General features: G+C 69.4%; 10 protein-coding genes. 8 read left to right on the top strand and 2 right to left on the bottom strand.

Annotated elements, in window-relative coordinates; genetic code table 11:
* The first annotated feature begins 184 nt into the window (after positions 1-184).
* The 6 genes from BO221_RS48410 to BO221_RS48385 all read left to right on the top strand — a co-directional run bounded on the left by BO221_RS48410 (position 185) and on the right by BO221_RS48385 (position 10040).
* The gene (locus tag BO221_RS48410; RefSeq protein WP_073567739.1) at positions 185-2992 is read left to right on the top strand and encodes a serine/threonine-protein kinase; all 2808 of its coding nucleotides are present in this window, start codon (positions 185-187) and stop codon (positions 2990-2992) included.
* Positions 2993-3102: 110 nt separating this feature from the next.
* Positions 3103-3951, top strand: a complete 849-nt coding sequence (locus tag BO221_RS48405; protein ID WP_073567738.1) for a hypothetical protein — start codon at positions 3103-3105, stop codon at positions 3949-3951.
* A 102-nt stretch (positions 3952-4053) separates the two neighbouring features.
* Positions 4054-4737 carry a response regulator transcription factor gene (locus tag BO221_RS48400; protein WP_073567737.1) on the top strand — a complete coding sequence of 228 codons (684 nt, stop codon included), beginning with the start codon at positions 4054-4056 and terminating at the stop codon, positions 4735-4737.
* Complete coding sequence (locus BO221_RS48395; RefSeq protein ID WP_073567736.1) at positions 4734-6137, top strand: sensor histidine kinase KdpD; 1404 nt, start codon at positions 4734-4736, stop codon at positions 6135-6137. The genes BO221_RS48400 and BO221_RS48395 overlap by 4 nt, the downstream gene beginning before the upstream one ends.
* 147 nt (positions 6138-6284) lie before the next feature.
* Entirely contained in the window at positions 6285-9107 is a 2823-nt protein-coding gene (locus BO221_RS48390; RefSeq protein WP_073567735.1) for a serine/threonine-protein kinase, read from the top strand.
* 99 nt (positions 9108-9206) lie between these two features.
* Entirely contained in the window at positions 9207-10040 is an 834-nt protein-coding gene (locus BO221_RS48385) for a hypothetical protein (protein WP_073567734.1), read from the top strand.
* Here BO221_RS48385 and BO221_RS48380 read toward each other — a convergent pair.
* Positions 10034-10696 carry a hypothetical protein gene (locus BO221_RS48380; protein ID WP_073567733.1) on the bottom strand — a complete coding sequence of 221 codons (663 nt, stop codon included), beginning with the start codon at positions 10694-10696 and terminating at the stop codon, positions 10034-10036. The genes BO221_RS48385 and BO221_RS48380 overlap by 7 nt on opposite strands.
* 61 nt (positions 10697-10757) lie before the next feature.
* On the opposite strand from BO221_RS48380, the gene BO221_RS48375 reads away from it, so the two are divergent.
* Positions 10758-11483 (top strand): hypothetical protein, encoded by a 726-nt coding sequence (locus BO221_RS48375; protein WP_073567732.1) that lies wholly within the window; start codon positions 10758-10760, stop codon positions 11481-11483.
* Between the two features lie 7 nt (positions 11484-11490).
* On the opposite strand, the gene BO221_RS48370 is transcribed toward BO221_RS48375, so the two are convergent.
* The gene (locus BO221_RS48370) at positions 11491-12144 is read right to left on the bottom strand and encodes an MBL fold metallo-hydrolase (protein WP_073567731.1); all 654 of its coding nucleotides are present in this window, start codon (positions 12142-12144) and stop codon (positions 11491-11493) included.
* Positions 12145-12279: 135 nt separating this feature from the next.
* Here BO221_RS48370 and BO221_RS48365 point away from each other — a divergent pair, with 135 nt between their 5' ends.
* The gene (locus tag BO221_RS48365; RefSeq protein ID WP_073567730.1) at positions 12280-13887 is read left to right on the top strand and encodes a lipase maturation factor family protein; all 1608 of its coding nucleotides are present in this window, start codon (positions 12280-12282) and stop codon (positions 13885-13887) included.
* Position 13888 lies beyond the last annotated feature (1 nt).

The following is a 13888-nucleotide window of genomic DNA, read 5'->3' as shown; positions in this document are numbered from 1 at the left end:
CTGGAAAACCCGTTTAGGGGACGGTGGCCTACATGAAAGTACAGCTTGATTGTAAAATCAGTGGGGAGTCCAAGGGATTTCCGGGGGGCGATTGTTGACCTGATCGCCATCGAGCGCGGTCCCTTGCAGGGGTGCCCTCCTGACGGACGGAGGCGGACGGAGAATGTCCGTGGGGGGAAGTGCCATGCAGCCCAAGAACAGTCAGGCCGCTCCCGGAGTCGATGCGGTTCCGATGAAAGGGGAGGCGGAGTCATCTCCGGCGCGGAGGAGGATCCCTCCGTCCCTCGCCGAGCGGTTCGAGGACATCCAGCTCGCCGGCGAAGGCGCGATGGGGACTGTCTACCGGGCGGTGGATCCGCGGCTCGGCCGGCCCATCGCGCTCAAGCTGCTCAAGAACGGCGAGCCGTCGCTGTGCAAGAGGCTCATCTCGGAAGCCCGGGTCCAGGCGCGTATCCAGCACGAGCACGTGTGCGGCGTGTTCGAGGCGGGGATGGCGGATGGCGAGCCGTACATCGTCATGCAGTACATCAATGGGGTGCCGCTGTCGCGCATGCGCGGGCGCTTGACGCTCGAGCAGCAGGTGACGCTGATTCAGCAGGTGGCCACGGCGGTGCACGAGGCGCACCGGGAGGGATTGATCCACCGGGACCTCAAGCCGGGAAACATCCTCGTGGAGCAGCGAGAGGACGGCACGTGGAAGCCGTACGTGGTGGACTTCGGACTGGCGAGAGAGGTGGCGGAGCGGGGACAGACGCAGACGGGAGAGGTGCTGGGGACGCCGGCCTACATGTCCCCGGAGCAGGCCAATGGAGACGTGCACCAGTTGGACCGCCGCTCGGACGTGTACTCGTTGGGAGCGACGCTCTACGACGTGATCGCCGGGAGGCCTCCCTTCGTATCGGAGCAGCCGTGGAAGTTGCTCATGATATCGGCGATGGAGGATCCGCCGCCGCTGGGGCAGGTGAAGCCGGGTGTCCCGAAGGATATCGAGACCGTCGTGATGAAGTGCCTGGAGCGGAATCCGGCGCGCCGCTACGACTCGGCGAGGGCGCTCGCGGAGGAGCTGGGGCGTGTCCTGGACGGCGAGCGCATCCAGGCGAAGCAGGCCTCCTGGAGTCAGCGTCTCCAGAAGAAGGCCCGCAGGCACAAGCTGCTCACGGGGGTGCTGGGGGCGCTCTTGGCGGGGGCGCTTGGGGTGGGCGTTGTCTGGGTGGGTGGCCAGCGGCAGGCGGCGGAGCAGGCGCGGATCGCCCAGGAGATGGGCGAGAGCGTGAAGGAGATGGAGCTGTTCCTCCGCTCGGCGTATGGGTTGCCATTGCATGACGTGGAGCGGGAGCGGGATGTGGTGCGCGCCCGGCTCGAGGAGATCTCCCGGAGCCTGGGTGTGTCGGGCGAGGCGGGAACGGGCCCCCGGCACTACGCGCTCGGGTTGGGGCAGCTCGCGCTCGGTGAGCCCGCGCGGGCCCGGGAGCATCTGGAGCAGGCGCTGGCGGCCGGGTACTCGTCGGCGAGTCTCCAGTACGAGCTGGGGCGGGCGCTCGGAGAGCTCTACCGGAGAGCCCTGGAGGACACCCGGCGCATCACCCACCCGGAGGAGCGGCAGAAGAAGGTGGCGCAGCTCGACCAGGAGCTGCGAGAGCCCGCGCTCCTGCACCTGCGGGCGGCGATGGGAGCGAGGCTCGAGGTGCCCGAGTACGCGGAGGGGTTGATCGCCCTGTACGAGGGCCGTCATGAGGAGGCGATCGCCAAGGCGAAGGTGGCCTTCACCAAGGCCCCCTGGATGTACGAGCCGAAGAAGCTGGAGGGGGATGCGCTGTATGCCGAGGGCAGCAAGTACCGGCATGACGCGGCGTTCGATTACGAGAAGATGAAGGGCTACTTCGAGCGGGCGGCGGAGGCCTACCGGGAAGCGGCGGAAATGGGCCGCAGCGATCCCTCCATCCACCTGGCGCACTGCGAGCTCTGGGAGAAGATGGGGTGGGCGGACTCCTCGATAGACCTGCCGCCCGGCCCCTCCTTCGAGGCCGCCCTGGCGGCGTGTGACCGCGCGGTGCGAGCGAGCTCGCGGGAGGGAGAGCCGCTGGTGCGGCGGTCGCTCGTGCTCCTGGCGCGGTTGCATGTGCGGAGTATCAGGGACTCGGAGGAGATGCTCCCGCTGGTGGAGAACGCGCTCGAGGCCGCCGAGGCGGGGCGGCGGGCGCGCCCCCGGGAGGTCCTGGCCCACTACGCGGTGGCCCAGGCCCTCTTCCTTCGGACCTCGCTCCTTTATATGTCGGGCCACGAGGCCTCCATGGAGCCGGCCATCGCGGCTTATCAGGACGTCCTCTCCCTGGAGCCGGGCTTCACCTGGGCACACAACGAGCTGGGAGAGGCGTATCTCGAGGAGGCCAGGAGGGCCATCGCGCTGGGACGCGAGGCGGCGCCGCTGTTGGACAAGGCGGCCTGGCAGTACGAAGAGGCCCTGGCGCTCGACCCGGGATTCGCGTTACCGGTGGGTGGCCTGCTGGAGGCCGCGAAGGTCCGGCTCGAAGCGGAGATCGCTCGGAGGCGCGAGGCACCGCGGGCGCTCCTCGCGCTCTCCTACGCGGTGACCCGGCTCGAGCACCTGCACTCCAGCCCGTCGGTCGTGGCTCTGTGGAAGGTGCGTGCGCATCGGCTCCACGCCCACCACGATTTCGTACTCGGACGGGATCCTCATCCGTCGTTGCTGGCCGCGGTCGAGGTGAGCCGCGTCCTCGCTGGCGAAGCACCGAAGGACTTCCGGCTGCTCAAGGAGTTGCTCCTGTGCCATCTCCTCGAAGCCGAGAACGAGCGGCGCCTGGGACGGGAGCCGGAGCCCGCCCTGGAGAAGGCGCGGGACGTGCTGCGAAAGGTGGCCGGGGTGGACGTGAAGCGCGCCAGGCAGGCCTGCGAGGCCGCGGTCGAGCTGAGCCCGCTCCTGTCCCGGGAGTGCCAACGCCTCTCGAACGAGGCCAGCCGCTCCGTTCGATGAATTCAAGACATCTGGGTTACTGATGTAACTCCATTCATCTTTGAAATCCTGCTGGATACGGGTACCTATGATGTAAACGCTCGAGGTCCGAGCGGAACCGGGGGGGTCCCATGCAGCTCCATTTCGCACGTCTGCTGTTCACCCTTGTCTTGCTGACAGGTCTGGCTGGATGCGGAGGAGTCGAGGAGGACTCCCAGTTCGCGGCCATCGGACAGGCGGTGGGTACAACGAATGAAGAGCGTGACCCGCCCAAGGGGCTGAACGGCACGATTCCCGCCTGTTTCTGGGCCCATGGCACGCAGCAGGCGCTCCGGAACCTGGGCCGTGGCGCCCTGGATCAGGGAGCGGGGTTCCTGCCGGATATCCCCCTGAGCCAGGTCTCCGCGCAGTGCCGGCACGTGCTCCGCTCCGCCGTCGAGTGTGCCCTCACCCGGCAGCAATCGGTGATCGATCCCGTGACGGGCGAGCTCTACACGGGCTGGTGGGGACTGGCCCCCTCGTGGTCCGGCAGCGTGCTGAACACCGAGGGCCGCCGGTACGTGACGGCGTGCATGGTCCAGCGGCTGAACTACTACGGGGCTCCCGTGCCCATCCTCCTCGAGGGGCCCGCTCCCGCCATCGCGCGGAACGCATCCTTCGACGCGCAGTACTCCATCGAGGAGTCGACCGTCTTCGGCGACCTGTTCTCGTCCACCACGCCCCTGCTGGGCATCCTGCCCGCCTTCAACGTGTTCGTCTGCTGGGAGTCCCTGCTGCCCCAGTCGTGTGGCCTGTTGGGACTGCCGCTGTTCGAGGCGCGGCTCTGCGACAACCTGCCACTGTGCGGCCTCGTGCCGCTGGGACCGTGCGCCTTGTCGTGCGTGAAGGATGGCCCCTACTGGAAGTGCCGGCCGAACCTGTTCGCCGCGCCGTGGACGGAGACCGTCCGGGTGAAGCTCGAGACGGACACCTGCCAGTGAGTCCGGCTCGCTTGCCCGAGGTGCAGGCCGCCAGCACGGTTACCGCTTGGAATGGCGAGGGCGGTAGGGGACGCTGACGGGCCGTGTGAAGAGGGCTCGCGCATGAAGCTGCTGCTCGTCGAGGACGAGGAGAAGATGGCCCGGCTGCTGCAACGGGGCCTGACGGAGGCGGGGCACCAGGTGGACGTGTGTCAGCGGGGCGAGGACGCGCTGGAACAGGCGCTGCAGATTGCCTACGACACCGTGCTGCTGGACTGGAACCTGCCGGACCTCGATGGGGTGGCGGTGCTGAGGCGTTGGCGCGAGCAGGGGCTGCGCACGCCGGTGTTGATGCTCACGGCGCGCGGCACGGTGGGCGAGAAGGTGGTGGGGCTGCGCGCGGGAGCGGACGACTACCTGGTGAAGCCCTTCGCCTTCGAGGAGTTGCTGGCGCGGCTGGAGGCGCTGCACCGCCGGGGTGACGCACAGGGGCCGGCGCAGCAGGTGGGCCCGCTGGTGCTGGACTCGCGGCGGCGGGTGCTGCGGCATGGGGAGCGGGAGCAGGTGCTCACGGGGCGGGAGTTCGCGCTCTTCGCCGAGCTGGCGAGCCACGCGGGCGAGGTGCTGGCGCGCTCCACGCTGCTCAGCCATGTCTGGGGTGACAGCTTCGACGGGCCGCCGAACATCGTGGACGTGTACGTGGGCTACCTGCGGGGGAAGTTGAAGAAGCTGGAGGTGGAGCCGGGGGTGTCCATCCAGGTGGTGCGCGGGGTGGGCTTCCGGCTGGTGGTGGAGGGGCACGGGTGAGGCTGGCGACACGGCTGTGGCTCGTGGGCGCGCTGGTGCCCATGGCGGGCATCCTGCTGACGCTGACGCTCGCGGCGGAGTTCTTCGAGGCGTGGCTGGCGCGCTCGGTGGACCGGGCGTTGCTCGCGCAGGCGGCGGTGGAGTCGGTGAGTCTCTTCGACGGGCCGGGAGGCCAGCCGCACCTGCACATGTTGAGCTCACCGCTGGAAAAGGAGGTGCGCCCCTTCGCGCCGGCGGCCGAGCTGTTCGCGCCGGAAGGCCAGCGGCTGGTGTCCTATCCGTCCTCGGCCGAGGGGGTGCATGGGCCGGCCCCCGCACCGCATCCGCCGGGAGAGCCGCCGCGCTTCGAGACGGTGAAGGGCGTGGATGGAGCGCGGCTGCGGCAGCTCACCCTGGGGGTCCGGGCTCCCGCGGGCGGGGTGTACACGCTGCGGCTGTCGGCGTCGTTGGCGCAGCAGGACTCGGCGGTGCGGGCCTTCCACGTGGTGACGCTGGCGGTGGCGGTGTTGCTGGGCGTGGTGCTCTTCGGCCTGCAGACGTGGCAGGCGCGGTGGCTGGCCGGGCGGTTGGATCAGCTCCGGGGGCTCATCGGCCGGCTGCGCGAGGGCGTGCTTCCAGGGAGGCCGGCGAAGGGGCGGCGGGGAGACGAGGTGTCGGAGGTGGAGGGGGCGCTGCACGAGGCCTCGGCGCGGCTCAACGAGGCGCGGGAGGCGCAGGAGCAGCTCATCGCCCGGGCAGCGCACGAGCTGCGCACGCCCTTGGCGCTGATGCGCACGAGCCTGGACCTGGCGTTGTGGAAGGAGCGGGATGCGCGGTCGCTGCGCGAGGCACTGGAGGAAACGCGGCGCGAGGTGGAGCGGCTGAGCGCGCTGGCGGGCAGCCTGTTGGATCTGGCCTCGTTCGGACGAGGGGGCTGGGAGGTGCGGGCGGGAGACTTGCGCGAGGTGGTGGAGGACGCGACGGCGGCGGCGCGCGCCGAGGCCGAGGGGCGGGGCGTCTGGGTGACGGTGGAGGGGCCCGAGCCAGCACCCTGCACCTTCCATGCGTCCTCGGTGAGGCAGGCGGTGGACAACCTCCTGGCGAACGCGCTGCGGTACGCGCCGAAGGGGACGGAAATCTCCGTGCGGCTGGAGCGCGAGGGCGAGCGGTGGAGATTGTCGGTCAGGGACCAGGGCCCTGGCATTCCAGCCGAGCACCGGGAGTCCGTCTTTCAACCCTTCCACCGGGTGGAGCCGAAGGGAGCGGGGACGGGGTTGGGGCTGGCGGTGGTTCAGGAGGTGGCGAAGCGCCACGGAGGCCGGGCCTGGGTCGCGGACGTGCGGGGGCCTGGGGCGGAGGTGGTGTTGGAACTGGGTGTTCCTGCGGAGGACATTGCCCGGGCACGTGTGCTCGCGCCATGACGTGTTTTCTGTAACCTGGTGGAAGTTGCGCAATCCCATCCCTCCACCGGATCGCCAATGGGGTTATCCGAAGCAGGTCCCTCCCAGGGGCCTGCCCGGCCGGTGTGCATATCCCTGACGCGTGGGGAATGTGTGCTCAGGAGCCCCATGAGGACCAATGATAGCCAGGGCGCCCCCCCGCCCGAGCTCGAGCCGACCTTCGTGAGAAAGAAGGAGGAGGAGGCCGAGCCATCTCCCGAGCGCAGGAGGATTCCTCCGTCCCTCGCGGCGAGGTTCGAGGACATCCGCTTCGCGGGCGAAGGCGCGATGGGAACGGTCTACCGGGCGGTGGATCCGCGGCTCGGACGGACCATCGCGCTCAAGCTGCTCAAGAGCGGCGAGCCGTCGCTGTGCCGGAGGTTCATCGTGGAGGCCCGGGCCCAGGCGCGCATCCAGCACGAGCACGTGTGCGGTGTGTTCGAGGCGGGGATGGCGGATGGCGAGCCGTACATCGTGATGCAGTACATCGATGGGGCTCCGCTGTCGCGCATGCGCGAGCGCATGACGCTCGAGCAGCAGGTGAAGCTGATTCAGCAGGTCTCCACGGCGGTGCACGAGGCGCACCGGGAGGGGTTGATCCACCGGGACCTGAAGCCTGGGAACATCCTCGTGGAGCAGCGAGAGGACGGCACGTGGAAGCCGTATGTGGTGGACTTCGGCCTGGCGCGAGAGGTGGCGGAGCGGGGACAGACGCAGACGGGAGAGGTGCTGGGGACGCCGGCCTACATGTCACCGGAGCAGGCCAATGGGGACGTGCACCAGTTGGACCGCCGCTCGGACGTGTACTCACTGGGGGCGACGCTGTACGACGTGATCGCCGGGCGGCCGCCCTTCGTCTCGGAGCATCCGTGGAAGCTGCTCCTGATGTCGGCGATGGATGACCCGCCGCAGCTGAGGGCGGTGAAGCCGGGCGTCCCGAAGGATCTCGAGCTCGTCGTGATGAAGTGCCTGGAGCGGGACCCGGCGCGCCGCTACGACTCGGCGAGGGCGCTCGCGGAGGAGTTGGGACGTGTCCTGGACGGCGAGCGCATCCAGGCGAAGCGGGCCTCCTGGGGGTACCGCCTCTGGAAGAGCGCGCTGAAGCACAAGCTGCTCACGGTGAGCCTGGGAGCGCTCGTGGTGGGTGTGCTCGCACTGGGCGCCGTCTGGGTGAGCGGTCAGCGGTACGCGGCGGAGCAGGCACGGCTGGCCCGGGAGCTGGGCGAGAGCGTGAAGGAGATGGAGCTGTTCCTCCGCGCGGCGTACGGGTTGCCATTGCATGACGTGGAGCGGGAGCGGGACGTGGTGCGCGCCCGGCTCGCGGAGATCGCGCGGTCCATGAGTGCCTCGGGCGCGGCGGGACGGGGGCCCGGACATTATGCGCTCGGGTTGGGGCAGCTCGCGCTCGGTGAGCCGCAGCAGGCGCGGGAGCACCTGGAGCAGGCGCTGGCGGCCGGGTACTCGTCGGCGAGCCTCCAGTACGCGCTGGGAGGGGCGCTTGGCGAGCTCTACCGGCGAGCGATGGAGGACACCCGGCGCATCACCCAGCCCGCGGAGCGGCAGAAGAAGGTGGCGCTGCTCGACAAGGAGTTGCGAGCGCCCGCGCTCCTGCACCTGCGGGCGGCGATGGGGGCGAGGCTCGAGGTGCCGGAGTACGCGGAGGGGTTGATCGCCCTGTACGAGGGCCGTCATGAGGAGGCGATCGCCAAGGCGAGGGCAGCCTTCACCAAGGCGCCGTGGATGTACGAGCCGAAGAAGCTGGAGGGGGACGCGTTGTTCGCCGAGGGCAGCAAGTACCGGCACGACGCGGCGTTCGACTACGAGAAGATGAAGGGGTACTTCGAGCGGGCGGCGGAGGCCTACCGGGAGGCGGCGGAGATGGGCAGCAGCGATCCGGCCGTCCACCGGGCGCAGTGCGAGCTGTGGGAGAAGATGGGGTGGGCGGACTTCTCGCGGGACCTGCCATCCGGACCCTCCTTCGATGCGGCCCAGGCGGCGTGTGACCGAGCGGTGCGAGCGAGTTCGAGGGATGAAGAGGCCCTGTTGCAGAGGGCCCTCATGCTCATGGCTCGAGTTCATGTGCTGAGTGGCCATGTGTCGGAGGACACGGTCCATGTGGTGGAGGAGGCGCTCGAGAATGCCGAGGCGGGAAGGCGGGCGCTCCCCAGGAGTGTCATGGCCCACTACGCGGTGGCGCAGGCCCTCTATCTCCAGGCATGGGTGCAGCACGAACTGGGCCGCGAGGCTTCCATGGACCAGGCCATCGCAGCCTACCAGCAGGTTCTCTCGCTGGAGCCGGGCTTCACCTGGGCGCACAACGAACTGGGGGAGGCGTATCTCGAGGAGGCCAGGAGGGTCCGTGCGCGCCGAGGGGACGCGGTACCGCTGCTGGAGAAGGCGGTCCTCCAATACGAACGGGCTCTGAGGATCGACCCGGCATTCGCGTTACCGCTGGGGGGGCTGTTGGAGGCGACGATGGTCCGGCTCGAAGTGGAGATCGCCCGGAGAAGCGAGGCGCCGGAGGCTCTTCAGACGCTCTTCCACGCGGTGGCCCGGCTCGAGCAGACGGGTTCCAACCCCTCGGTTCTGGCGCTATGGAAGGCGCGCGCGTACCGGCTTCGCGCCCATCACGACCTGGTGCTCGGCTGGGATCCCCGTCCGTCGTTGTTGTCCTCTATCGAGGTGATTCGTGCCGTCGCTGGAGACTCGCCAGAGGACCCCTGGTTGCTTGATGAGCTGCTCCTGGATCGCTTCCTCGAGGCCGAGCACGAGCAGCGTGAGGGGAGGGATCCGGCGCCAGCCGTGGAGAAGGCGTGGGCCGTGTTGCGCAGGGCGAGCCAGGTGAACGCGGCGCGTGCGGACATGAGTTGCACGATGGCGATCGAGATGAGCCCGCTCCTGGCCCGAGACTGCCGGCGTCTCCTGCGCGAGGCCCGCGGTTCCGTTCGATGAATCAATAACATCCAATTACTTCTGTAATTCAGTGCAGCTTTAAAATCACGCGGGCCATGAATACCTGGAGGGTGCTACCCCATCTCCCCAGAGGGCCCCATGCGGAACGCACGGCTGTTGTTCACCACCATCCTGATTGTCACACTCGTGGGCTGTGGGGGAACCGAGGAGGACTTCGAGCTCGCGACCGTCGAGCAGGAGATGAGCGGTGTGCGCGCTCCCCCCAAGGGGTTCAACGGCACGGTTCCCTCCTGTTTCTGGGCCCACGGCACCCAGCAGGCGCTGAGGGACCTGGGCCGTTCGGCGCTCGTCGATGGCGGTGGGTTCCTGCCGGACATCCCCCTGAGCCAGGTCTCCGCGCAGTGCCGGCACGTGCTCCGCTCCGCCGTCGAGTGTGCCCTCTCCCCGGACCAGTCGGTGATCGATCCCGTAACGGGTGAGGTCTACAAGGGCTGGTGGGGGCTCGCGCCCACGTGGACCAGCGGCGTGCTGAATACCCCGGGACGCCGCTACGTGACGGCGTGCATGGTCCAGCGGCTGAACTACTACGGGACGTCCGTTCCCATCCTCCTGGAGGGAGCTGCCTCCACCATCGCGAGGGAGCCGGCCTTCGACGAGCAGTACTCCGTCAAGGAGTCGACCGTCTTCGGTGACCTGTTCTCGTCCCCCACGCCGCTGCTGGGCATCCTTCCCGCGTTCAACGTGTTCGTCTGCTGGGAGTCGCTGCTGCCCCAGTCGTGTGGCCTGCTGGGGCTGCCGTTGCTCTCGAAGCGCATCTGCGACGACGTGCCGCTGTGCGGACTGATTCCGGTGGGGCCGTGCGCCTTGTCGTGCGTGCAGGATGGCCCCTATTGGAAGTGCCGGCCGCACCTGCTCGCCGAGCCGTGGACGGAGACCGTCCGGGTGAAGCTCGAGAAGGCCACCTGTCAGTGAGCCCGCTCGCGCACCACATCCAACCGGCAGTGCACCTGGAGCGATAGGCCCACCTCCTCGAGGGACACGGGCGTCTGCTCCACGGCGCCGACGGGAGCGCAGTCCACCACCTGAAGGGGCGCCTCGGCCGAGCCCAGGGCCGAGGCCAGCTCCCGGGCGCGCTCGACGAAGCGGCGGAGTAGCTCGGCGCGGTGGGCCTCGGGCTGTGAGAAGAAGGCCTCCACGGAGCCGAAGCCGAAGCGGGGCTGTTTCTTCATCTCGCGGCTGTCGCGCTCCACCTCGTGGCACACGCGCACCAGCGAGCCCACGCGGGAACTGCGCGCCCAGAAATCCAGCTCGACGGGGAAGGGAACCACCAGGAGCCCATCCACGGCGACGAAGGTCCGGTCATCGTCCTCGGGAAGCGACAGCTTCTTCGGGGCCGAGCGGTTGAAGCGCGTGTCCCTCGGCCGGAGTGTCACCTCGGCGCCGGTGGCCTCGCGGGCGCGGCGCTGGAGCTGCTCGCACGCGCGCTGCAGGAGGGGCAAGGCCTGATCGATGCCCTCGGTGTCGAGCGAGACGGAGAAGGATACGCGCAGCAGATCCGGCCGCACGACGAGCTCGGCGCGGATGGGAGCGGGCTCATGCAGGGCGGGGGTTTTATAGGAGAGGGACATAGCGGACGGCGAGCCTACCTGCTGGCAAGCTGCGCGGCACATTCCCTTGGAGAGTCCGCTCATGAAATGGCGTCCCCTCGTCTTCCCTGGCTGCGTGGTGCTCGTCTGTCTCTGGACCTCGTGTGGCCGCTCGTCGGTCTCGAGTGCCGTGGCCAGCTCGTACGACTCCGACCCGGTTCACGCCGTCCCGGTGGTGGAGGAGGGCCTGAAGGTGCGGCCGGACGTGCTGCGCGTGTCCTTCGCCTTCCGGCAGGAGTCGGAGTCGCTGGAGCAGGCGGTGCCGAAGCTGAAGGCGGCGGTGGAGCGGTACGTGCGCGCGGCGGCCGAGGCCTCGAAGGTGGAGGTGGCGGTGAAGATGAAGGACGTGCGCTTGGAGTCGGGCAGCAAGCGGATGGCTGGAAACGGAAACGACGCGATGGCGCACGGCGTGCTGGAGGTGGCGCTGCCCGAGGCGCAGGACTTCTGGGGCCGCACGGCGCTGGTGGCCACGCTGGTGAAGGTGGGGAGTCAGGAGTCGTCCGCGGCGGAGAAGGCGAACACGGGCCTGCGGGCGTCGTTCGGCTTTCCGGTGGCGCAGGTGCGGGAGCCGGAAGCGCGCCGGGACGAGCTGGTGAAGCGCTGGGTGGACCGCGCCCGGGGCTTCATCTCCCAGGCGCAGTCCGAGCGCGCCCCGCTGCAACTCGTCGGCTGCGAGCCCCCGGGCGCGGTGAAGCAGGAGCCGGTGTCGGTGGACGAGGTGGTGCTCTCGCTGGCGATGAGCTGCCGGCTGGACTCGGTGACGAAGTAGCGCCAGCTCAGCGGGGCTCGGGTGGGGCGGGGGCCTCGGTGTCCTCGTCCAGGGCGCGCCGGAGCGCGGCCGCGCCGTTCTGGAGGATGGGGCGTCCGTGGGCGAAACAGAGCACCTCGACGGGCAGGTGGTCGAGGATGCGCCGGATGCTCAGCCGGGTGCGGCCGGGCTCGTCCTGGTATTGGCTCTCCACGAAGCGCGGCGTGCCGTTGTCGAAGTGGGTGAGGAGGTCCGAGAGGAAGATGACGCTCCGGGGCCGCTCCATCCACAGGGCGTACATGGACTCGACGGGGCCGGGGGTGTGGTAGGCCACGAGGCCGCCGGGGAGGTTGTCACCAGCGCCGTAGGTGGCATCCGGAGCGTCCTCCAGGCCGTAGGCATCCTGGGGAGCCCACACGGGAGCGCCGAAGAGCTTGCGGAAATACCAGGCGGCGCGTTGGTGGTTGCCGGCGGTGAGGACGATGGCCTCCACCCGGCCCAGCTTGCGCAGCGCCTTGTCGTCGATGGGCAACGGGTCGATGAGGGTGACGGCGCCGTCCTCGGCCACCACGGCGTAGGCCTCGCTCTCCATGCCGCCAATGCGGTCATCCTTGACGCTCCAGCGGTGGATGCCGGGAAGCACCTGCACCGTCCGGTGGGCTCGTTCCTTGGGCTCGCTCATGCGGCAAAGCTAGGCACCCGCGGACACGGCGCGTGGAGGCCCGGCCGCTCGGGCCCTTCCGGGGCGAGGGGTTGGGCCTTCCGAGCATGGACCTTCCGGTGCTCCCAGCTTTGACGAAAGCAGGAGGGGAGCCCCATGCGTGCTGTCCGCCCCCAGGGAGCCAAGGCGTTCTTCCGGATGCTCCGTGCTCTACCCGCCCGGCGGCCGGGCAGGCGTGTGCGGAGAGGGATGGGTGGTTTCCTCGGCGGGCTCGTCGAGCGCTCGGTGGCGCCACCGCATCACCGGCTCGTGCGCCAGGTGTTCTTCCGGGCGCTGGGCGGCATCTACCTCATCGCCTTCTCCTCGTTGGCGAGGCAGGTGCGGGGGCTCTATGGCTCGCGCGGCATCCTGCCCGTGAAGGATTTGACCTCCTCGCCCCGGATGGTGTCGATGGGGTACGAGCGGTACCTCTGGTACCCCTCGTTGTTGTGGCTGGATGCGTCCGACAAGACGCTGGTGCGCGGCCTGCGCGCCGGCCAGGTGTTGTCGCTGGCGGTGATGGCGGGTGTGGCGCCCCAGGCTTCGTTGACGGCGCTGTGGGCCCTCTACCTCTCCTACGTCTCGCTGGGACGGGACTTCCTCTCGTTCCAGTGGGACGCGCTGCTGCTGGAGATGGGGTTGCTCGGCCTTCTCACGGCACCGGTGGGTCTGCGACCCGGGCCGGGCCGGTACGAGCCCACCGCGGCGCAGGTGGCGCTGTGGCGGGCGCTCGTCTTCCGCCTCTACTTCGGCTCCGGGGTGTCCAAGCTGAAGTCCGGCGACGAGACGTGGCGCAAGCTCACCGCGTGCGACTACTACTACGAGACGGCGCCCCTCCCCACGCGCGGTGGTTGGTATGCGCACCACCTGCCGCCCCCGGTGCGGCACTTCTCCACGGCGGCGGTGCTGGTGCTGGAGACGATGGCGCCCTTCCTCGTTTTCGCGCCGAGGCGGTTGCGGCTCCTGGGCTTCTGGCTCTTCTCCGCGCTGCAGGGCGTCATCATCGCCACCGGGAACTATGGGTTCTTCAACGTGCAGTCGTTGGTGCTCGGCCTGTGGCTGCTGGACGATGCGTCCCTGCGGCGCTTCCTGCCGGCCCCGCCGCCCGCGAGGCCGAGGCCCTGGTGGCGCACCCTGGGGGCATGGCTCCCCGCGGCGCCCTTCCTCGTCCTGGGGGCGAATGAAATCCTGGCCCGCTTCAACCGTCCGCGCGAGGCGCCGCCGTGGCTGGAGTGGTTGGAGCGGCGGGCGCGTCCGCTGCGTGCGGTGAACCCCTATGGACTCTTCACGGTGATGACGGTGAGCCGGCCGGAGATCGCCATCGAGGGCTCCGACGACGGCGAGACGTGGCACGAGTACACCTTCCGCTACAAGGTGGGCGACCCGGACCGGCCCCCGAGGCAGGTGGCCCCCCATCAGCCCCGGTTGGACTGGCAGATGTGGTTCGCGGCGCTGGGCTCGCCGCCCATCTGGCTGCTCGCCTTCATGCTGCGCCTGCTCGAGGGCGCTCCGGACGTGCCGAAGCTGCTCGCCATCAATCCCTTCCCCGAGCGCCCGCCGCGTTACATCCGCGCCACCCTGTACGACTACCGGATGACGGACCCGGAGACGCACCGGCGCACGGGGACGTGGTGGAACCGTGAGCGGTTGGGGCTCTACCTGCCGCCCCTGAGCCTGGCGCCGGGGGGGACGTCGAGCCGGCTGCAATGGCACGCCGGGGAGTGAG

The organism is Archangium sp. Cb G35, assembly GCF_001896145.1.
GTDB classification, from domain to species: Bacteria; Myxococcota; Myxococcia; order Myxococcales; family Myxococcaceae; genus Archangium; species Archangium violaceum.
Note: the sequence above shows the minus strand (reverse complement) of the source record. Positions and strands in the feature narration are given on the sequence as shown.